Below are 19,364 nucleotides of genomic sequence, written 5' to 3'. Positions count from 1 at the left end.
TAAAGTTCAGGTCAATTGCCCCGGCCCCCGTCAGCACGGCTGCGTCTGGCCGGGCACTCAACCTGGGAGGTGGATCACATGGCGTCACCCGTTCAGTTCCATGCCGCGACGTCACTGGACGACGCACTTGAGCGCCTGGAGCGACTAGGCCCGGACGCGCGGGTACTCGCTGGCGGGACCGACGTGATGATCCAGTTGCACGGAGGGCAGATCTCGGCACGCGAGCTCGTCCACATCGAGGGCATCCCCGGTCTCGCCGAGCTGACGGCCGAGGAATCAGGCCTGAGCCTGGGCGCCATGGTGACCCACGAGAACATCTGGCGCCACCCGGTGGCCGCCGGGTACGCGAGCCTCAGCGAGGCCGCCCGGCAGGTCGGCGGATGGCAGACCCAGACACTGGGAACCGTTGTCGGCAACGTGGTCAACGCGTCCCCCGCCGCGGACCTCGTGCCGGGCTTGCTCGTGCACGACGCGGTGCTGCATCTGGCCAAGCGGGGCTCCGAGCGCACGGTGCCGATCGGGGAGTTCATCCTCGGGCGGCGACAGACGGCGCGCGAAGCGGAGGAGCTTGTCACCAGGATCACGACCGGACCGCTTCCTGCCGGTACGGCGGAGGCCTTCGTGAAGGTCGGGCGCCGGCGTGCCATGGAGGTGTCGATCCTCGCGGTGGCTGCCCGCCTCACCATCGACCCGTCCTCCGGGACGATCACGGACGCCAGGGTCGCCGTCGGCGCCGCGAGCGCGGTCCCATACCGGGCAGTCGACGCCGAGCGGTTGCTCGTCGGCGCCCACCCCGGTGACGAGGTCTTCCGGGAGGCCGGGCGTGCAGCCCTGGACGGCGCCGACCCCATCGACGACGTGCGAGCTAGCCGTCGCTATCGACTGACCGTGCTACCCCGAGCGGTTGAGCGCGCACTTGCCCGCGCCGCCGGGCGAACCGATGAGACAAGGAGTGCTGCATGACCACCGAGCACGTGAGCTTCACCGTCAACAACGTGGAGCGCGCCGTCGAGGTGTCCGGTTCGGAGACACTTCTCGACACGCTGCGAGACCAGTTGGGTCTGCGCGGCAGCAAGGAAGGCTGCCTCGAGGGTGAGTGCGGCGCCTGCACCGTGCTGTTGGACAGCCGTCCGATCGATTCGTGCATCTACCCGACCGCGGCGTGCGCCGGTCGGGAGGTACGCACCGTCGAGGGCGTCGCCCAGCTTGACGCGCCGTCCTTGCTTCAGCAGGCGATGGTCCGCAGCGGCAGCGTCCAGTGCGGCTTCTGCACCCCGGGGTTTGTCATGTCCCTCACGGCACTCCTCGAGCGTGAATCGAACCCGGACCGGGAGGCCATCGCGAACGCCATCAGCGGCAACATCTGCCGCTGCACTGGCTACACCCAGATCATCGAGGCGGTCGAGGCGGTCGTGGCCGAGTACGCCTCGTCCAACACTGCCCAGGAGGCCCAGGCATGAGCGTGACCATCGGCGCCAAAATGAACCGCACCGACGGCGTGGCCAAGGTCACCGGCTCGGCCGAGTACGGGGTCGACCACGTCGAGGTCGGCATGGCGCACGGGGCAGTCGTGCGCTCTCCAGTCCCGGCGGGACGACTCCTCGGCATCGACGCGGACGAGGCGAGGGCGATGCCCGGCGTCATCGCCGTCATCACCGCCGCGGACCAGCCGGACACCCATGGCGGGTGGGTCCTGCAGGATCAGCGGATCCTCGCGGTCGACCAGGTCCGCTACGAGGGCGAGCCGGTCGCGATCGTGGTTGCCGAGTCGCGCGCCGCAGCGCGGGCGGCGCTCGACGCCGTCCGGCTCGACATCGAGGAGTGGGAGGGCATCACCCTCGAGCAGGCGGCGAAGGGGGATGCGCGGGTCATCCACCCGGACTGGGAGTCGTACGTACCCACCTTCGGTGTCGACCACCCGAGGTCCGGCAACTGTGCGTGCGAAGTCCGAGCCGAACCGGAGGGAGTCGACGACGCATTCGCCCGGGCCGCGCACATCGTCGAGGGCACCTACACCGCCAATCGGCAGTACCAGGCGTACCTCGAGCCGAAGTCGGCCACCGCGAGCTACCAACACGGCCGCTACGTCATCACGACGGCGAGCCAGTTCCCTTTCAATGTCCGCGATCGGGTCGCCCAGTTCATGGGAGTGCGGCCCAGCGACGTCCGCGTCGTGGGCAAGACGATTGGGGGCGGATTCGGTGCCAAGCTGGACGGCTGGGTCGAACCGCTGGCGGCGCTGGCCGCGAAGGTGACCGGACGCACGGTCAGCATTCGCACCAGTCGGGCCGAGGACATGCTCACCTGCCCGGCACGGGAAAACGCGACGATGACCATCCGGACGGCCCTGGACGCCGAGGGCCGGATGATCGGGCGAGAGTTCCTCTGTGAGATGGACAACGGTGCCTACAGCGGCGAGATGCCCTGGCTGGCCTCTCTTCCGCTGAGCGTCATCGGTTCCGTCTACAAGGTGCACGGCCCGATGCGGACCATCTGTCGGCTGTGGTACACGAACACGCCGCCGACCGGCGCCTTCCGGGCGGTCGGGGGCGTCTATCTGTACATGGCGCAGGAACAGCACATGGACGAGATCGCCGATCTTCTGGGAGTGGATCGGCGGGAGTACCGCCTTCGCCACCTCTTCGCCGACGGCGACACGAGCCGAACGGGTCAGGTCTTCGAGGAGGCCGGCATCCTGCGGGAGGCCTTCGACAAGCTCGAGGAGCACGCGCCGTGGCAGGAGGTCCTCGACGGCCTGAAGCCGAATCAGGGAGTGGGCATCGCGGCCGGAGTCTGGATGACGAACCCCATGCCGGGTGAGGTCACGATCAAGATGTCCGAGGACGGCACCGCCAGCATCGTCACTGCGGCGAACGACAACGGCTCCGGCGCCGTCTCGATGGGTCTGACCCAGATCGTCGCGAGCACGCTGGGCCTCAACGAAGGCGACGTGCGGGCGTCGATGCCGGACACAGACGTCTCGGGTTACGACGGGGGGTCCCAGGGAGGCCGGACCACCGCGATCGTCGGGACGGCTGCGCTCGAGGCCAGCCTGCAGGTTCGTCAACGACTCGTCGACATCGCGGCGGGTCTCCTCGAGGCGAACCCGGATGACATCGAGCTCGTCGATGGCCAGGCCAAGGTCAAGGGAACTCCGAGCTCTGCCGTGCCCCTGGCCGCTGTCGCGGCCACCGGGACCTTCACCTCGGGGTCGATCACGGCGACGTCCTCGTATGCCTCTCCGCCCATCCCGTTTGATCCCGGGTGCGCCTCGGGCGCGCTGTTCACGACGATGAGCACGCCGACCTACCACGTCCACCTCGCCGTGGTCGAGGTGGACGAGGTCACCGGCAACGTGGACGTGGTGCGCTATGTCGTCGTTCAGGAAGCCGGGAAGGTGATCAACCCGGTGGGTGCCCGCGGGCAGGTCCAGGGTGGCGTGGCGCAGGGGATCGGGTACACGCTCTACGAAAGCCTGCGCATCGGTGACGACGCGCGACTGGTGGAGCGGAGCCTCGAGAGCTACCGTCTGCCGCTCGCTGTCGACATCCCCGAGGTCGAGATGATCTTCCTCGAACACCCTGACCCCAAGACCGGCCATGGGGCCAAGGGCTTGGGTGAGGCCCCACTCGTCCTGACCGCGGCGGCCATCTCCACTGCCGTGCGGCACGCGACGGGCAAGTCGGTCTCGGCGGTTCCGATCACTCCGGAGGACGTGGTCTTCGCGCTCGCGGGAGAGGAGTCCACTTCGTGAGCACCGTGACTGTCGAACGCCTGACCTCCCTCGGGGAACAGGATGTCGAGGACCTCGCCGTCGGGTGCACGATCTTGGCTGGCGGTGGCGGGGGTGACCCCCGTGTGGGTCTGATGATGACCCTCAGCGCGATCCGCGATCTGGGCGAGGCAAAGCTGGTCCAGCTGGAGGACCTGGATGATGAGGACTACCTCTTCGCATCGGGCATGATCGGTGCTCCGACCGTGATGATGGAGAAGATGCCCAGCGGCTTCGAGGGCGCCGTCATCAAGGAGACCATCGAAGCCCGCAGCGGCCGGCAGGTCACGGCGATGATGCCCCTGGAGATGGGGGGCATCAACGGACTACTGCCCGTGGCCTGGGCGATCCGGGCCGGTCTGCCCCTCGTCGATGGCGACCTCATGGGCCGAGCCTTTCCGGAGCTCCAGATGTGCACGCCGCATCTCTACGACATGCCGGCATGGCCATGCGTCCTCGTGGACGAACGCTCACAGGCGATCACCTTCGAGCCGCGCAGCAATGTCTGGCTCGAGCGGCTCGCACGCAATGCCGTCGCCGTACTCGGTGGCGGCGCCTGCAGCGGCTTGTATCCGATGACGGCACGGGATGCCCGGCGTCCGATCATCTCCGGCACAGTGTCCAAGGCGGTCCAGGTTGGCCGGGCACTGCGGGAGGGTCACAAGGACCCGTTTGAGGCCTTGGGCAGTGCGATCGACACGCACCGCCTCATCTCCGGCAAGGTGATCGAGGTCGAGCGACGCACCGCGGGCGGCTTCGTACGGGGAGGTGCCGTCATCGAGGGCACCGACCAGGACGCGGGCCGACTGGTCCGCATCGAGTTCCAGAACGAGAACCTCATCGCTCTCGAGGACGGAGAGGCGATCGCGACGGTCCCGGACATCATCACCCTTCTTGACCGGCACACCGCCCGTGGCATTGTCACTGAGCACATCCGCTACGGGCAGCGGGTCGTTCTCGCGGTCTTCCCTGCGCCTGAGCAGTGGCGGACCCCAGCGGGGCTGGCCGTGGTCGGCCCACGCGCTTTCGGTTACGAATTCGACTTTGTCCCGGTGGAGGAGCGCCATGCTCAAGCAACCTGATCTGCGTATCGGCATCGACGTCGGCGGTACCAACACCGATGCCGTCGTCCTCGACCCGGACAAGAAGGTGTTGGCCAGGCACAAGGCCCCCACGACGAAGGACCTCACCAGCGGGATCGACCGGGCGATCGCCAGCGTCGTCGGTCAGCTGGACGTGCCGATCGAGCGGATCACGCACGTGATGCTCGGTACCACGCACGCGACCAACGCCATCCTCGAGCGGCGGGATCTGCTCAAGACGGCGATCGTGCGGATCGGGGCACCGGCCACGTTGTCGATTCCCCCGTTGCTCGACTGGCCTGCGGACCTGCGTGAGGTCGTCTCGGTCGGCGAGGTGATCATTCCGGGCGGCAGTGAGATCTCCGGCGACCCGATCGTCGATCTCGGCGAGGAGGAGCTTCGCGAGTTCCTCGAGTCGGTGAGGGGAACCGCCGAGGCGATTGCCATCACGGGGGTCTTCTCGCCGGTGTCGCAGGAGCACGAGCTGCGTGCTGAGGAGATCGTCCGCGAGGTTCTCGGACCTGACATCCCTGTGTCTCTCTCCCATGGGATTGGGTCCCTGGGGCTCCTGGAGAGAGAGAACGCCTGCGCGCTCAACGCCTCCCTGGTCGGGGTGGCGCGGAAGGTCGTCCATGGGCTGAACACGGCGATGGAGCGCAACAACCTCAACGCCGTCGCCTACCTGACCCAGAACGACGGCACTCTCATGGGTGCGGACTACGTGTTGCGGTACCCGGTGCTGACCATCGGCAGTGGCCCCGCCAACAGCATGCGGGGTGCGGGCTACCTCAGCGACGCCGAGAACGCGCTCGTCGTCGACGTGGGCGGCACCTCGACCGATGTGGGCGTTCTCGTCAACGGCTTCCCGCGGGAGTCGGCCGCGGCGGTGGACATCGGCGGTGTGCTCACGAACTTCCGCATGCCGGACCTGGTGAGCATCTCGGTCGGCGGCGGGACGGTCTGCAAGAGCTCCGATGACGGGATCAAGGTGGGTCCCGAGAGCGTCGGGTACCGGATCAGCGAGGAAGGCCTGGTGTTCGGCGGTGAGACCGTCACGCTGTCTGACGCCGCCGTCTACGTCGGGAGGGCGTCGATGGGGGAGCGGTCCCTCGTTGAGGATGCGCCCCTCGACCTCAAGGAGGTCATGGCGATCTCCGACGCTCGCGTGGCCGCTGCGATCGACCAGATGAAGACCATGCGTGAGGACGTCCTCGCGATCGCCGTCGGAGGTGGCTCGGTCATCCTGCCCGAGGTCATCGAAGGCGTCATCGAGGTTTTCCGGCCCGCGGACTACGACGTCGCGAACGCGATCGGAGCAGCGATCGCTTCCGTGTCAGGCCAGATCGACAAGGTCTACAAACTAGCTGGTCGCGACCGCACGGAAATCGTCGACGAGGCCATCGCTGCCGCTCGGAACGAGGCGATCAGTGCCGGCGCGGACCCATCGGCGCTCGAGATCGTCGAGCTCGAGGAGGTCCCGATGGCCTACCTCACGGATCCAGTGACGCGGATCCGATGCAAGGCGGCGGGTCCACTGGGCTTGGTCTGACGATCCCCTTCGCGGCATGCGGGGCGCGCTGCGCCCCGCATGCCGCGAACGTCAATCCGGGTTACGCCGTGTGGTGTAGTTCCAGCCGCGGCACACCGTCATGTCGACGGTGAAGTAGCGGCCACCGGGGCCGCCCAGTTCGACACCCCGCTCGGCAACCAGTCTGCCCGGGTCAAGCACATGCTGCGCAGGGTCAACGACGACCTCTCGGTCTCACCGCCCTTCCCGTCGCACCGGAAGTTGATCTGGTCGAGGACCACTCGCGCGGCTCGCCAAGAAGGCAGCGCCCCGCTGGGGGTGCCAGAATCGCCCCGACGAGGTGCGTTGCCGCGGCGTCGTTGGGAAGATCCCGACGACGTGGGCGCGGCGCTTGATTCCCTCGTTCACTCGCTCCCAGGGGTCGGTCGATCAGATCGTCGCCGTGTGAGCGAGGGAAGCCGGTGAAGGCGAGCATCCCGGTCTTGGCGTCGTCCATCAGCGGCCCGATCTTTGGCCACGGCTTGGCCAGCTGCTCGTGAACTCCGTCCCAGGTCGCGGCGACCGTGGTGGCTTCGGGCCGGGCGATGATGGTGCGAAAGCCGCGACGCCCCCAGACCGGCGTGCTGGTTCGGAGATCACCAGTGGGTGGCCACGACCACCACCATCGAGACCACCATGCCGAGGGCGGCAACCAGGTCGTCAACCGACCGAGTGGAGACGCCGTTGACGTAGGCCTCCATCGCCACCGCATACCGCGCCTGGTCGATCCGGCGGCGGGGTTCGAGGATGCCGGGAAGTGCGACTCTTGGCGCAGCTTCGGAAGGCGGAGTCCGACGTCGCCGGCCTCGGTGGCCAGCAACCGCTCGCGGTAGCCGCTGCGCTCGGTGGTGCGGGTCTCGATCGCACTCAGGGCGCGCCGCCTACCAACAAGAAAGTCAAGCGCCGCACTGGACGTGGGGCAGTATTCCGCAACCCCGCGGCGCTGCTCCTACTTGCCCCTCCTGGTAGAAGCCACGATGAGTGGCAAGTCAGGACCATGCCACGAATGCCGCGCTACCTTCCCACCGCAAGGTCGGACGAGGTCCTGAGGCTCCATGGTCAGTTGTGCGGCCTGTTCAGTCCCGACTAGACGGTATGGAGTGACCGCTCGGCGTCTGAGTGGTTGCGGGCCGGGGCCTCACTCACACATGTTCGTGGGTTACCGAGCAGGGGCCGCCTGCTCGGCCTATCCGACAGTTGTGGGAGGCCCCGGTGTTTTCGAGCGTACGAGTGTTGGGCTCGACGTGCACGCCCGATCGGTCGCGGCAGCAGCGATCGACGGCGACACGGGCGAGCTGATCCAAGCCAAGCTGACCCCGTCACACGAGTACATCCGGTCGGGGCTCGGGTCCTTACCGGGGCCGGTGGCGGTGACCTATGAGGCCGGGCCGACCGGGTTCGACCTCTACCCGGCACTGAGTGCCGCCGGAATCCGGTGCGAGGTCGCCGCCCCGTCGAATTTGCAGAAGTCGTCGGGTGATCGGGTCAAGACCGACGCCAAGGACGCGGTCCACCTCGCCCGGCTGTTACGTCTGGACGAGATCACCGCGGTCGCCATCCCTACCGTGGACCAAGAGGCCGCGCGCGACCTGGTCCGGGCCCGGGAGGACTGCCGCGGCGACTTGATGCGGGCCTGGCACCGACTGTCCAAACTGCTGCTGCGCCACGGAATCGTCTACTACGACGGCGATGCGTGGACCGGCAAGCACGACACTTGGCTGCGCCCGATGCCACTCCTCAGCTGGCTAATCGAGCGACCCGGCTGGCCTTCGAGTCTGGCTACGAGACCGTCCTGACGGTCAAGGCACGCCGCGACCGGCTCGACGCCGCGATCGGTGAGATGGCCGCCAACTCGGAGTTCACCGACCTCGTGCGGCGGCTGGGGTGCCTGCGCGGGATCAGCGCCCTGACCGGGTTCGCACTCGCGGTAGAGATCGGCAACTGGCACCGGTCCGCCGGCAACACCATCGGTTGCTTCGTCGGGCTCGTGCCCAGCGAGTACTCCTCGGGAAGCTCGCGGGTGCAGGGGTCGATCACGAAGACCGGCAACACTCACGTGCGTCGGCTGCTGGTTGAGGCCGCGTGGCACCACCGCGCCCGGTACACCGTGGGCAAGACCATGCGCGACCGATGGGAACTCGCCCCAGCAGCGGCACAGGCCCGGGGACGAGGGCAACCGCCGGCTTCACCAACGGTGGGTGAAGTTCCTGGATCGCAAGAAGAAGCCCACCGTCGCCAATGTCGCGATCGCCCGCGAGCTGGCCGGCTGGTGCTGGTCCCTGGCCGTGATGGAGGAGTAGCCAACCCCGATCCGCTTCTGTCCGTGGCCATGAAAAAGTCCCCGCTGGTGGCCAGGTAGCGGTCCCCAGTGGTGGCCAGTAGAAAGTCCCCACTCTTCGTCGTGTCGTGAGAGCTGTTGAGGCCCTGCGTGGTGACGGTGGCGGTTCCTAGCCAGCCGACCACCACCACGCAGGGGACCTCCATTGAAGAGCGCGAGGGAACGTATGGACATCATTTCGGCCTATCGAGAGGTAGGCACTTATCGAGGGGCGGCCGCGATGTGCGGCACGACCCACAAGACGGTGAAGCGGGTCATCGAGGCCCACAACGTCGCCGGCGGGAATGCCGGGGCGGCCGTGGCGCCGAAGGCGCCGCGGTCGCGGAACTTCGACAAGGCCACCGACTTGGTCGCGAAGCGGGTCGCGGACACCTCGGGTCGGATCACCGCGAAGCGGCTGCTGCCCGAAGCGGTCGCGGCGGGCTACGAGGGCTCAGCACGCAACTTCCGTCGTCTGGTCGCAGATGCCAAGCAGGCATGGCGAAACGAGCACCCGAGCGGTGGTCGTGGTCGTCGTCCGGCGGTGTGGTCGCCGGGTGAGACGTTGATGATCGACTGGGGCGAGCTGCGCATCGACGGGGTGCTGGTCCACGTGTTCTGCGCGGTGCTGGCGTGGTCGCGGTTCCGGTTCGTTCGCTTCGCGACCGATCAGAAGTCCTCGACGACGTTCGCGATGCTGGCCGAGTGCTTCGAAGAGCTCGGCGGGGTCCCGAAGGTCGTCCTGGCTGATCGGATGGGATGTCTGAAGGCCGGTGTCGTGGCCAACGTCGTCGTGCCGACGCCGGACTACGTTCGCTTCGCCAGCCACTACCGGTTCCGCCCCGACTTCTGCCACGCTGCTGACCCGCAGTCGAAGGGGATGGTCGAGAACCTCGTCGGCTACGCCAAGTCCGACCTGATGGTCCCGCTCATCGGCGCCACCTCGACCGGGTTGAGCGACCGCAACGAAGCCGCCGCGGCGTGGTGTGTCGAGGTCAACGCCGCGATGCATTCGGAGATCTGCGCGGTACCGGTTGAGCGGCTCGTCGTCGAGCAGGCGCTGCTGGGCGAGCTGCCGTCACTGCGTGCGGAGTTCGGCCCCCGGCCGACGACGAGGAAGGTCGACAAGCTCTCCTGCGTCCGGTTCGGCTCAGCGAGGTACTCGGTCCCGAACCGACTCATCGGCACGAGCGTCACCGTGCTCGTCGAGAACACGCTGCTGCGCGTCATCGGGCCGGTCACCGCAGAGGTCCACGCCGAACACGCGCTCGTCGCGCCGGGCGAGGTCAGCATCGACGATGCTCACTACGACCGACCGCGACCGGACAAGCCATCGCGTGCTGCGAGGCCCAGAACCCAACAGGAGAAGGACTTCCTCGCACTCGGCCCGGTCGCCGAGGCGTTCCTGACCGGCGCTGCCGCGGGGGGGGTGACGAAGCTGCCGAGCGAGATCGCGACGATCCTCGACTTGTCCGCCGCGCACGGCGACGACGCCGTCGTCGTCGCGCTCGGGCGCGCCGTGGAGTTCAGCCGCTGGCGGGCCGGCGACATCCGCTCGATCCTCGCCACCCATGGCCAAGCCCCCACCCCACGACCGGCCGGCGAACCACTCGTGTTGACCCTGCCGAGCGTGCCGACCAGGTCACTGGCGGCCTACAAGATCGACGGCGGTGAACTGTGACGGCGTCGAACCCACCGCCGTTGGCAACCGATCTGACCGAGGGACTGAAGCGGTTGAAGATGTCGGCGATGCGCCGCATCGCACCCGATCTGCTCGTGACCGCGAAGACCCAGCGCTGGTCGCCCGAAGAGTTCCTACGGACCCTCGTCGAGGCCGAGATCGCCGCCCGCGACGAGTCCAACGCCAAAGCACGGCTACGTGCCGCGGGTTTCCCGGTCACCAAGACCCTTGACGCCTTCGACGTCACCGGATCATCGGTGCCGGCCGCGACGTTCGACTACCTGTCCTCGCTCGAATGGGTCCGCGCGGCCGAGAACCTCTGCCTCATCGGACCCGCCGGAACCGGGAAGTCACACCTGCTCGTCGCGCTCGGCCACGCCGCGATCGCCCACGGCCACCGCGTCCGGTACTTCACCGCCGCCGACCTCGTCGAGAGCCTCTACCGAGGCCTGGCCGACAACTCTGTCGGCAAGACCATCGACACGCTGCTGCGCAACGACGTCATCCTGCTCGACGAGCTCGGGTTCGCACCGCTGGACGACACCGGCGCCCAGCTGCTGTTCCGGTTCATCGCCGCAGCCTACGAACGCCGCTCACTTGGCGTCGCCAGCCACTGGCCCTTCGAAGCCTGGGGACGGTTCCTACCCGAACACACCACCGCGGTCAGCATGCTCGACCGGCTCCTGCACCACTGCCACACCGTCGTCACCGACGGCGACTCCTACCGGATGAAGCAGGCCCGCCAGAACGGAGGAACCCGACTGACCCCGAGCAAGTAAACGACCAAAGAGTGGGGACTTTCACCTGGCCACCAGCGGGGACCACGAACTGGCCGTTGACACGCTTCGCCGTCCAACGGGCCGGCGGCAGCGCTTGGAGCGACCCGCGAAACACCTATGAGCAACGGGCATCTTGCCCGCAACGCTCGACTCTAGACACGCGGTCCCGCTCCTGCCGAAAACACCGTCCTGCGGTAACCAACCCGCGAATATCAGCCTGACCGCGCGTCGCCAACGACACGCTCGCCGGCACCCAGGACGACGACGCACGAGGCGCCCGCCCCGAGCGATCGGGACGGGCGCCTCACCCTGCGTCTTGACAGAAGGTCACTCCATATCAGTTGTGATGTCCGAGCTTCTTCACGTCGACGTGGATCAGCTCACCGGGCCGAGGCGTTGTTGCCAGCGCCGGTGCACGATCTTGCGGACCGCGGGTGCTGGGGTCCTGGCGTGCTGGGTGTGCGGGCCGAGACCGATCGGCCATCCCGGCCGCTCGTCGCGGTAGCGCTGGGCCCACTTCGCTGCGGTGCGCCAGGGGACGTGGACGAACTCGGCTGCCTGCGAGGGTGGCCAGCCTTGATCGACGATCAGGCGCGGCAGCTGGAGTCGGTGTCTCGGGGTCAGAGCGGCGTTGGCGTGAGCCATGAAGGCCTCCCTCGTGGAATGAAGTCCTTGGAGAGCTCCACTCCACATTCGGGAGGCCTTCATCTATCTACGCTCGCCGTACCCGATCGCACGTGCCTGGGCATCACACCTAGCGACGTCGGACCGGGGGTCGGTCCTACCGCCGAGCGGTTTGCTGCTCCTGGCTCGTCTCGCTGGCCTCCGGGCCGTCATGTGGCTCGGCGGCGCCCGAGGTCGAGGACGCAGTGGACCATCGACGCCACCAGTGGAGATCACGGCCGCCGCTCAGACCCCGCGGAAGCCGCACGAGCATGACGACCAGGAGGACGCCGAGGGCGATGTTGGCCAGCCCGGGACGTGACGGGATGTCGAGCCCGAGCAGGTTGCCGCCCTCGACGCGGCGCAGGAATTCCTGGAGGGCGCCGACGACGATGGCACCGAGCGCCGCACCGGTCAGGCTGTGGGCACCGCCGACGACGAGCATGGCGATGATGATGAAGGTGTAGTCGAGGTAGAAGACGGAAGGGCTCACCGAGCCGAGGAACATGACGAACAGCGCGCCGCCGACACCGGTGACGAAGGCGCTGAGGACAAAGGCCTGGCCGCGGAGCAGCGACGTGCGCACCCCGGAGGCCGCCGCGGCTACCTCGTCGTCCCGGGACGCACGCAACTGCCGCCCTGAGGAGGAGGTCTGGTGCAGACCGGCGACGAGGAGGACGACGAGGACCCAGAACAGCGCCCACGCCAGGGTGGTCTCGGTGGGGATGGACGAGAGTGCACGGCGACCTCGGGTGACGTCCGTCCACTCGCTCGCGACCACGTTCATCGACAGGAGCATGGCCACGGTCGCGAGGCCGGCGGAGAGCCCTCCAATGCGCGAAAGCGGGATGGCGACGGGGATGGCGACCAACGCGGCGATGAGCCCGGCGAGGAGCACGGCGACAGGTGGAGAGACCTCGATCGCGCGAAGGAACGCCGGGGCGTCGGGGACCTGGATCTCCTTGAGCTCGGTCGGCATGACCAGCAGGCCGCCGGCGTAGGCGCCCAACATGGCGAAGGCGAGATGTCCGAACGAGTAGACGCCCGAGTTGCCCGTGAAGACGTACAGCCCGATGACGAGCACGACGTTGATGAGGATGACGATGACAGTCCGCTGCAGCGAGGCCGGCGACATCGCGTGGACGAGTCCGGCAAGCGCAGCCACCAGGACGAAGAGGGTGACGGGAAGGCCGACGCGGTCAAGGATGCGGTTCATATGCGTTCACCCTGCTTGGGGGAGATGAGGCCTTGGGGGCGGAATACGAGGAGGAGGAAGACCGCGGCGAAGAGGAACGCGTCGCGGAACGGCCGGAGGTCCTGGGGTAGGAGGTACTGGAGCAGCTGGCTCGTGATGCCGACGACGAAACCGCCGAGCACGGCGCCACGCAGGCTGGACAACCCGCCGACCACGGCGGCGATGAGCCCGAAGAGAACCGGGACAATCCCAAACGTCGGCGTCACGGTCCCGACCGCCCCGACGAGAAGAATCGCCGCAGCCGCGGCAAGGATGCCGCTGAGGGCGAACGCCAGCATGATGACTCGATTGGCGCGGACGCCGAGCAGGCGCGCGGTCGTGAAGTCCTCGGCCGCAGCCCGCATCTGCACCCCCCACCGGGTCCTGGCGAGGAAGAGGCTGAGGCCGATGAGCAGGACTGCGGTGACGATGAGCGTGAGACCGTTGATCGTCGGCAGATAGAGGTTGCCGGCAACCCAGCTCTGCTGGAACCAGTCGTTCATGGGACTGGCCATCGGCAGAGACCCGAACACGGCCTCGGACAGAGCGGTGAGCGTGATGTAGACCGCGAAGGAGGTGACCAGCAGGGTTGCCGGGTCGGCCCGGCGCAGGCCTCGAAACGCCACGAGTTCGAGCAGCAGGGCCAACGCGACGCAGACCGCGATCGCGATGACGATGCGCAGGACGAGCGGCAGGCCGGTCGTGACAGCGAGGGCATAGGCCCCCGCCGCGATGAGACTGGCATGGGCGAAGTTGATCAGGCGCATGATCCCGAAGATCATGGCCACGCCGAGTGCATAGAGTGCGTAGAGGCTGCCGACGTAGAGAGCATCGACGACAGCCTGGATGATCGCGGTCATGAGCCTGCTTCCCTTGAGAGGCCCAGGTATGCGGCGGCCATGCCTCCTCCTTCGCCGAGCTGCTCTGGGGTGCCCGAACGGGTGACGCGACCCGTGCCGAGCACGTAGGCCCGATCGGACATCGCCACGGCCCGCGTGGCGTTCTGCTCGACGAGCAGCACGCTCAGGCCGCCCGCGCGCAACTCGGTGATCGTCGCGAAGACGTCGTCGACGATGCGTGGCGCCAAACCGAGGGACGGCTCGTCGAGCAGGAGCAGGCGGGGGGACGACATGAGGGCCCGCGCGATGGCGAGCTGTTGCTGCTCTCCGCCCGACAGGTACCCGGCATGCTGTTTGAGCCGGTCCGCCAGGATGGGGAACCGGGCACATTGCTCGTCGAGCGAGCGCCGTACGCCTGCTCGGTCGATGCGGCTGGTGGCCCCGAGCAGGAGGTTCTCCTCGACCGTGAGTGAGGCAAAGATGTGACGGCCCTCAGGGACGAGCGCGACGCCACGACGCACGATGTCCTCGGGTGCCTTGCCCTGGATCTCCCGCCCCTCGAACTCGATGGTCCCGTGCCGCGGCTTGAGCAGCCCCGCCACGGCCGACAGGGTCGTCGTCTTGCCGGCGCCGTTCGGGCCGACCACCGCGACGATCTCGCCCTCGTCGACCCGGAGCGACACCGCACGGACTGCGGTCAGCGTTCCGTAGGCGACGGTGAGGCCCTTGACGTCAAGCATGCTGCGATCCACTTCCCAAATATGCCTCGATGACGGCGGGGTCCGCGCGGACCTGGTCAGGGGTGCCCACAGCGATGGTCCTTCCATGGTCGATGACGTGAATGCGATGGCACAGCCCCATCACCAGGCGCATGTCGTGTTCGATGAGGAGCACGCCGCAGTCGAAATGCTGGGGAACGGCCTCGAGCTGGGTGAGGAGCTGATCGCTCTCCTCCTCGTTGAGTCCCGCGGCCGGTTCGTCGAGCAGGAGGAACCGGGGCTGAGCCACGACCGCACGCGCGATCCCCAGTCGACGCTCGTGCCCGTAGGGCATCGAGTCTGCCGGGGCGTCGGCGTACTGGAGCAGGTCGAACGCAGCGAGGGCGTCCTCCGCGGCTCGCCGAGCCGAGGAAGTGGTGAGACCACAGCCGAGGGCCGCCACCTCGACGTTCTCCCGGACCGACATGCCGTGGAAGAGCCGCACGGCCTGGAAGGAACGACGTACGCCGAAGCGCGCCAGTCGGGGAGGGCTCCACCCAGTGACATCACGTCCGTCCACCTCGAGCCGGCCGCTGTACCGCGTGAAACCGGTGAGGGCGTTGGTCATGGTCGACTTGCCCGCACCGTTGGGCCCAATGAGTCCGAGGATCTCACGATGCCGCAGCTCGAGGTCGATCTCCTGCAGTGCCTGGACGCCGTCGAAGGAGACGGAGAGTCCCGTCGAGCGCAGGGCCCGAGGGGCGACATCGCCCCTCGGGTCCTGCACCTGCGAACGTGCTCGGCTCATCTGAACTGCCTCAGCACGGCTGCTCACCGGGGACGGTGACCGACGAGAGGTAGTCGACGACCTTCGGAGCGTCACCGTCGTAGCTGATCACGTGGTAGGGCCGCGGCGTGGGAATGTGGCACTCGGGGGTGTACGTCGTGGTGCCGATGAGCAGACCCACGTCGGTGAACTCGTCGAGGGCCGCCTGGACCGCCTCGGTCTCGATGCTGCCGGCTTCCTCGGCGGCCAGGGCAAATGCCTGCACCATCGAGTACCCGAAGGCCGGGTACATGCCGCTGGCCGGCGCCTCGCCGGTCTCCTGCTCGAACCGGTCGAAGAACTCGTTCCGTGCGGCGCTGAAGTCGTCGCCGTAGAGCGATGCGGGCACCAGGATGCTCATGTCACCGGGGTCCTTGATCGCGTCGAGCCAGTAGACCCCGTCGAAGGCACTGCCGATGATGAGCGGCAGCTCGATGCCCGCGGTGCGCATCTGCCGCAGCAGCGTTGCCCCGCCCGGCGGGTAGCTCGCGACAATGACCACGTCGGCCTGAGACTGGCGGATGCTGGCGATCTGCGCGGCGGCCGAGGCGTCTCCGTTCTGGTAGTCCTCCTGGCCGGCCAGCTCGAGTCCCAGCTCCTCGGCCCGAGTGACGAAGGCATCCCCCATGGTCTGGGTGAACTGCAAGGCCAAGTCGGTGATCACGAAGGGCTTCGTGTAGCCCTTGGCCTTGATGTACTCCGCCATGCTCGCCCCGTCCGCCCGGGTGCCATGGTTGATGTTGTAGGTGAGCGGCCCGAGGCCCTTCGCGCCGAACTCGTCGGCGCCTGCGCAGCCGAACGCGATGACCCCCTTCGCGTTGGCCGTCCGGGCCGCCGGGCCGCCGATGTCGTAGTCGCACGAGACGATGGCGACGTCGGCGCCCTTCTCGACAAGACCCTCGGCCGCGGTCTGGATCTTCGCCACGTCAGTTCCATTGTCCGTGGTGACGAGCTCAACCGGCCGCCCCAGGATGCCGCCGGAGGCATTGAGGTCGTCGATGGCCATCTTCATTCCCTCCTGGATGGGAAGGTCGAAGACTGACATGAAGCCTGTCAGGCCAGCGGTCTGACCGATGACGATCGGGTCGCCGCTGGGCTTGGCGGCCGAGTCATCTACCGCGATGAGCGATGCGCTCTCCGCCGGCTTCTCGCCCGTCGCCTCCGTGCTCACGGACGAGGGTCCGCTGGACGTGCTCGTGGTTGCACAGGCGCTGAGTGCCAGCGCTGCGACACTCGCGACCGCGAGTCCCCGTAGGTTTGGTCTGCGCATGAGAATTCTCCTTCTGGCGGTCTGACCGCCCTCGCTGTTCATTGCGTAACTCGTACTTGCTGAGGAAGAGAGAGTCCCGATCGCAATGCCCCACCCCGCGCAGTTTCAACAACCCGCTGTGTTCGTGTCTGGAAATCTAGGGACATGGCCTATGCATGGATAGGTTCACCGCGCCCTAGTCTCGGGCGCAAATGTGCATGATGCCCTCACTTGGTCGGCGTATGGAGGCCCTTGCACAGACGCAGCACCGCGGGGCTATCCCTGACTGCACCCATCGGCCATGCTGCGGCACGTGATCTCCTCGAAGGCCTTTCCCACCCCCCGTGATCTTGCTTCGGCGCTCGACTCGACGGGCTACCTCGCCGACGACGCCTTGACGACCATCACGTGGCTCTCGCTCCGTTTGAGCCGACCGCTGTTGATGGAGGGGGAACCCGGCACGGGCAAGACCTCACTTGCCGAGGCCCTCGCCGAGGCGATGGACGTTCCCATCATCCGGCTCCAGTGCTACGAGGGCATCGACGCGACGCAGGCGCTCTACGACTGGGATTTTCCCCGGCAGATCCTCCACATCCGCGCACTCGAAGCCGCCGACGGCCGCCCGCGGCAGGTTGAGGACGTCGAAGCGAACCTCTTCGACGAGCGGTTCCTCCTCGCTCGCGCGGTCCTGCGGGCACTGCGGGAGACTCCCTGCGTCCTGCTCATCGACGAGATCGACCGGGCTGACGACGAGTTCGAGGCCTTTCTCCTCGAGGTGCTGTCGACGTGGCAGGTCACGATCCCGGAGCTCGGGACGGTGGGCGCGGACACCCCTCCCGTCGTTGTCCTCACCAGCAACCGCACCCGCGAGCTCCACGACGCGCTCAAGCGTCGGTGTCACTACCTGTGGCTTGAACATCCGACCCTGGCGAGGGAGCTCGCGATCGTTCGGCGCAGGGCCCCGGAAGTGCCCGAGAGCCTTGCCGAGCAGGTCGTGAGCGCCGTACACGCCGTGCGCGCGGACACCGAGCTGCTCAAGCCGCCCGGAGTTGCCGAGACCCTTGACTGGGCACGGGCCCTCCACGAGCTCGGGACCCGCGACCTGGACACCGAAGCGGCAGCGATGACGCTCGGCATCGCGATCAAGTACCGCGAGGACGCCGAACGCGTCCGCGCAGCCCTGGATCGGATCCTCGGCGAATGAGCACCACCGCCGTGCGGCCACCCGAGGAGCTCCTCCTCGGGCTGGCTCGCGCCCTCCGGGCATCGGGGGTCACCGTGACGGCCGACCGCGAGCGGGCCTACCTCACCGCAGTCGCCACGGCAGGGATTCAGGACATACACGCGGTATTCCACGCAGGGCGGGCGACCCTGTGCGGCTCGCCCGCAGACCTGGAGCGGCATGACATCGTGTTCGCCGAGTGGTTCGGCAAACAGGACGCCGTGGCGCTCCACACGATGCGCCTGCCCAGCAACAGTGAGCCGATGGGGCTGCTCGACGCAGGGGAAAGCGACAACGAGCTCGACGGTGAGAACCCAATTGCCCAGGCGAGCGCGCACGAGGTTCTGCGGCATCGAGACGTGGCTTCACTCTCCGCGCGCGAGAAGGCGGAGCTGGCTCGGTTGTTCGCCCGCCTGCGACCGATGGCTCCGAGCCGCCCTTCGCACCGGCACACGCCGACCCGGCACGGCGAGCTGGACCCACGCCGAACCCTGCGCGAGATGCTGCGCCATCTCGGTGAGCCAGGCCCGGTGCGGTGGCGCGCACGCCCGACCCGGTCACGCCGCATCATCTTGTTGATCGATGTCTCCGGCTCGATGACTGCCTACGCCTACGCCTTGCTGCGGCTCGCACATCGTTATGTGTCCTCGGGCCTCCCGGTCGAGGCGTTCACCCTGGGCACCAGGCTGACGCACGTCACCCGTCCGCTCCAGGCGCTCGACGCCGACCACGCGATCGCCGGTGCCGGTGATGCAATTCCGGACTGGTCGGGCGGCACGCGACTCGCTGACGGGCTGCGCTTCTTTCTCGACCAGTGGGGGCGACGGGGAATGGCACGCGGAGCTGTCGTCATCGTCTTCAGTGACGGTTGGGAGCGCGGCGAACCGGAGGCTCTCGGCGAGCAGGTGCGTCGTCTGCGTGCCCTAGCTCATCGGGTGGTCTGGGTCAACCCTCACCGAGGACTTCCCGGCTACGCCCCGATCCAGGGTGGCATCGTCGCAGTGCTCCCTCACTGCGACGACTTCCTCGCGGGTCATTCACTCGCGACATTTGAGGAGTTGACGGAGGTGGTCGCGCGTGCGTGAGGTGATGGATGAGCTGCTGGCGTGGTGGGAAGCCGGCGAGGTGGTCGGGGTGGGCACAGTCGTGGCCACATTCCGGTCGGCACCTCGTCCCGCCGGCGCGTCGATGCTCGTCGGCCCGGGCGGGGTGGCCGTCGGGTCCGTGTCCGGGGGTTGTGTCGAGGGTGCCGTCTACGAACTCGCTGAATCGGTCGTCGCGTCTGGGTCGCCGATGCTGCAGCGGTACGGCTTCTCTGACGACGACGCCTTCGCGGTGGGCCTGACCTGCGGAGGAATCCTCGACGTGTTCGTCGAGAAGGTCTCGCGCGAGACCTTCCCCGAGCTCGGGGAAGTCGCCGGCGACATTGCGGCCG

At 67.8% G+C, this 19,364-nt stretch carries 18 protein-coding genes and 2 pseudogenes; 12 read left to right on the top strand and 8 right to left on the bottom strand.

What is annotated here, in order from left to right; all coding sequences use genetic code 11:
• Nucleotides 1-78: 78 nt before the first annotated feature.
• From ACFPGP_RS05865 to ACFPGP_RS05845, 5 genes are read left to right on the top strand one after another with little or no spacing between them, the layout of a single operon-like run.
• On the top strand, nt 79-963 hold the full coding sequence (locus tag ACFPGP_RS05865; protein WP_378588186.1) for an FAD binding domain-containing protein: 885 nt from the start codon (nt 79-81) through the stop codon (nt 961-963).
• Nucleotides 960-1,460, top strand: a complete 501-nt coding sequence (locus ACFPGP_RS05860; protein ID WP_378588183.1) for a (2Fe-2S)-binding protein — start codon at nt 960-962, stop codon at nt 1,458-1,460. Before ACFPGP_RS05865 ends, ACFPGP_RS05860 begins: the two co-directional genes overlap by 4 nt.
• Nucleotides 1,457-3,754 carry a xanthine dehydrogenase family protein molybdopterin-binding subunit gene (locus tag ACFPGP_RS05855; protein ID WP_378588180.1) on the top strand — a complete coding sequence of 766 codons (2,298 nt, stop codon included), beginning with the start codon at nt 1,457-1,459 and terminating at the stop codon, nt 3,752-3,754. The genes ACFPGP_RS05860 and ACFPGP_RS05855 overlap by 4 nt, the downstream gene beginning before the upstream one ends.
• On the top strand, nt 3,751-4,854 hold the full coding sequence (locus ACFPGP_RS05850) for a DUF917 domain-containing protein (RefSeq protein WP_378588177.1): 1,104 nt from the start codon (nt 3,751-3,753) through the stop codon (nt 4,852-4,854). The genes ACFPGP_RS05855 and ACFPGP_RS05850 overlap by 4 nt, the downstream gene beginning before the upstream one ends.
• Nucleotides 4,838-6,403: a hydantoinase/oxoprolinase N-terminal domain-containing protein gene (locus ACFPGP_RS05845; RefSeq protein WP_378588175.1), complete on the top strand. Its 1,566-nt coding sequence runs from the start codon at nt 4,838-4,840 to the stop codon at nt 6,401-6,403. Before ACFPGP_RS05850 ends, ACFPGP_RS05845 begins: the two co-directional genes overlap by 17 nt.
• Before the next feature lie 193 nt (nt 6,404-6,596).
• On the opposite strand, the gene ACFPGP_RS05840 is transcribed toward ACFPGP_RS05845, so the two are convergent.
• Nucleotides 6,597-7,133 (bottom strand): transposase, encoded by a 537-nt coding sequence (locus ACFPGP_RS05840; protein WP_378588172.1) that lies wholly within the window; start codon nt 7,131-7,133, stop codon nt 6,597-6,599.
• Nucleotides 7,057-7,280: pseudogene (locus ACFPGP_RS05835) on the bottom strand (transposase); the annotation flags it as partial. The pseudogene ACFPGP_RS05835 and the gene ACFPGP_RS05840, both read right to left, overlap by 77 nt.
• A gap of 385 nt (nt 7,281-7,665) precedes the next feature.
• Between ACFPGP_RS05835 and ACFPGP_RS05830 the strand changes: the two are divergent.
• The 4 genes and pseudogenes from ACFPGP_RS05830 (at nt 7,666) to istB (ending at nt 11,198) form a co-directional block, all read left to right on the top strand.
• Nucleotides 7,666-8,217: an IS110 family transposase gene (locus ACFPGP_RS05830; protein WP_378588169.1), complete on the top strand. Its 552-nt coding sequence runs from the start codon at nt 7,666-7,668 to the stop codon at nt 8,215-8,217.
• 44 nt (nt 8,218-8,261) lie between these two features.
• A pseudogene (locus ACFPGP_RS05825) lies at nt 8,262-8,525 on the top strand (transposase); the annotation flags it as partial.
• A 379-nt stretch (nt 8,526-8,904) separates the two neighbouring features.
• Nucleotides 8,905-10,419, top strand: a complete 1,515-nt coding sequence (gene istA / locus ACFPGP_RS05820; RefSeq protein WP_378588166.1) for an IS21 family transposase — start codon at nt 8,905-8,907, stop codon at nt 10,417-10,419.
• On the top strand, nt 10,416-11,198 hold the full coding sequence (istB, locus tag ACFPGP_RS05815) for an IS21-like element helper ATPase IstB (protein ID WP_378588164.1): 783 nt from the start codon (nt 10,416-10,418) through the stop codon (nt 11,196-11,198). The genes istA and istB overlap by 4 nt, the downstream gene beginning before the upstream one ends.
• A 375-nt stretch (nt 11,199-11,573) precedes the next feature.
• Here the strand turns inward: istB and ACFPGP_RS05810 are convergent, their stop codons facing one another.
• The 6 genes from ACFPGP_RS05810 to ACFPGP_RS05785 all read right to left on the bottom strand — a co-directional run bounded on the left by ACFPGP_RS05810 (nt 11,574) and on the right by ACFPGP_RS05785 (nt 16,629).
• A complete protein-coding gene (locus ACFPGP_RS05810) occupies nt 11,574-11,843 on the bottom strand; it encodes a helix-turn-helix domain-containing protein (RefSeq protein ID WP_378588161.1) in 270 nt (89 codons plus the stop codon).
• A gap of 136 nt (nt 11,844-11,979) precedes the next feature.
• Complete coding sequence (locus tag ACFPGP_RS05805) at nt 11,980-13,077, bottom strand: branched-chain amino acid ABC transporter permease (protein ID WP_378588159.1); 1,098 nt, start codon at nt 13,075-13,077, stop codon at nt 11,980-11,982.
• Entirely contained in the window at nt 13,074-13,955 is an 882-nt protein-coding gene (locus tag ACFPGP_RS05800; protein WP_378588156.1) for a branched-chain amino acid ABC transporter permease, read from the bottom strand. The genes ACFPGP_RS05805 and ACFPGP_RS05800 overlap by 4 nt, the downstream gene beginning before the upstream one ends.
• Nucleotides 13,952-14,674: an ABC transporter ATP-binding protein gene (locus ACFPGP_RS05795; RefSeq protein WP_378588154.1), complete on the bottom strand. Its 723-nt coding sequence runs from the start codon at nt 14,672-14,674 to the stop codon at nt 13,952-13,954. Before ACFPGP_RS05795 ends, ACFPGP_RS05800 begins: the two co-directional genes overlap by 4 nt.
• Complete coding sequence (locus tag ACFPGP_RS05790; RefSeq protein ID WP_378588152.1) at nt 14,667-15,440, bottom strand: ABC transporter ATP-binding protein; 774 nt, start codon at nt 15,438-15,440, stop codon at nt 14,667-14,669. Before ACFPGP_RS05790 ends, ACFPGP_RS05795 begins: the two co-directional genes overlap by 8 nt.
• 10 nt (nt 15,441-15,450) lie before the next feature.
• A complete protein-coding gene (locus tag ACFPGP_RS05785) occupies nt 15,451-16,629 on the bottom strand; it encodes an ABC transporter substrate-binding protein (RefSeq protein ID WP_378588150.1) in 1,179 nt (392 codons plus the stop codon).
• Between the two features lie 391 nt (nt 16,630-17,020).
• Between ACFPGP_RS05785 and ACFPGP_RS05780 the strand changes: the two genes are divergently transcribed.
• From ACFPGP_RS05780 to ACFPGP_RS05770, 3 genes are all read left to right on the top strand, one after another.
• A complete protein-coding gene (locus tag ACFPGP_RS05780) occupies nt 17,021-17,911 on the top strand; it encodes an AAA family ATPase (protein WP_378588148.1) in 891 nt (296 codons plus the stop codon).
• Nucleotides 17,908-19,014: a vWA domain-containing protein gene (locus ACFPGP_RS05775; RefSeq protein ID WP_378588146.1), complete on the top strand. Its 1,107-nt coding sequence runs from the start codon at nt 17,908-17,910 to the stop codon at nt 19,012-19,014. The genes ACFPGP_RS05780 and ACFPGP_RS05775 overlap by 4 nt, the downstream gene beginning before the upstream one ends.
• The coding region (locus ACFPGP_RS05770) for an XdhC family protein (protein ID WP_378588143.1) at nt 19,007-19,364 on the top strand (358 nt) is incomplete at its 3' end. The genes ACFPGP_RS05775 and ACFPGP_RS05770, both read left to right, overlap by 8 nt.

It is taken from the genome of Nocardioides taihuensis (assembly GCF_042657275.1).
GTDB lineage: Bacteria > Actinomycetota > Actinomycetes > Propionibacteriales > Nocardioidaceae > Nocardioides > Nocardioides taihuensis.
This window is presented reverse-complemented; position numbering and strand designations above follow the sequence as displayed.

What these genes read in the sequence shown, in the direction of transcription:
- ACFPGP_RS05775 (WP_378588146.1), top strand. Translation starts at nt 17,908, where the DNA reads ATGAGCACCACCGCCGTGCGGCCACCCGAGGAGCTCCTCCTCGGGCTG.
- ACFPGP_RS05860 (WP_378588183.1), top strand. Translation starts at nt 960, where the DNA reads ATGACCACCGAGCACGTGAGCTTCACCGTCAACAACGTGGAGCGCGCC.
- ACFPGP_RS05865 (WP_378588186.1), top strand. Translation starts at nt 79, where the DNA reads ATGGCGTCACCCGTTCAGTTCCATGCCGCGACGTCACTGGACGACGCA.
- ACFPGP_RS05810 (WP_378588161.1), bottom strand. Translation starts at nt 11,843, where the DNA reads ATGGCTCACGCCAACGCCGCTCTGACCCCGAGACACCGACTCCAGCTG.
- ACFPGP_RS05845 (WP_378588175.1), top strand. Translation starts at nt 4,838, where the DNA reads ATGCTCAAGCAACCTGATCTGCGTATCGGCATCGACGTCGGCGGTACC.
- ACFPGP_RS05805 (WP_378588159.1), bottom strand. Translation starts at nt 13,077, where the DNA reads ATGAACCGCATCCTTGACCGCGTCGGCCTTCCCGTCACCCTCTTCGTC.
- ACFPGP_RS05790 (WP_378588152.1), bottom strand. Translation starts at nt 15,440, where the DNA reads ATGAGCCGAGCACGTTCGCAGGTGCAGGACCCGAGGGGCGATGTCGCC.
- ACFPGP_RS05795 (WP_378588154.1), bottom strand. Translation starts at nt 14,674, where the DNA reads ATGCTTGACGTCAAGGGCCTCACCGTCGCCTACGGAACGCTGACCGCA.
- ACFPGP_RS05800 (WP_378588156.1), bottom strand. Translation starts at nt 13,955, where the DNA reads ATGACCGCGATCATCCAGGCTGTCGTCGATGCTCTCTACGTCGGCAGC.
- ACFPGP_RS05840 (WP_378588172.1), bottom strand. Translation starts at nt 7,133, where the DNA reads ATGCGGTGGCGATGGAGGCCTACGTCAACGGCGTCTCCACTCGGTCGG.
- ACFPGP_RS05855 (WP_378588180.1), top strand. Translation starts at nt 1,457, where the DNA reads ATGAGCGTGACCATCGGCGCCAAAATGAACCGCACCGACGGCGTGGCC.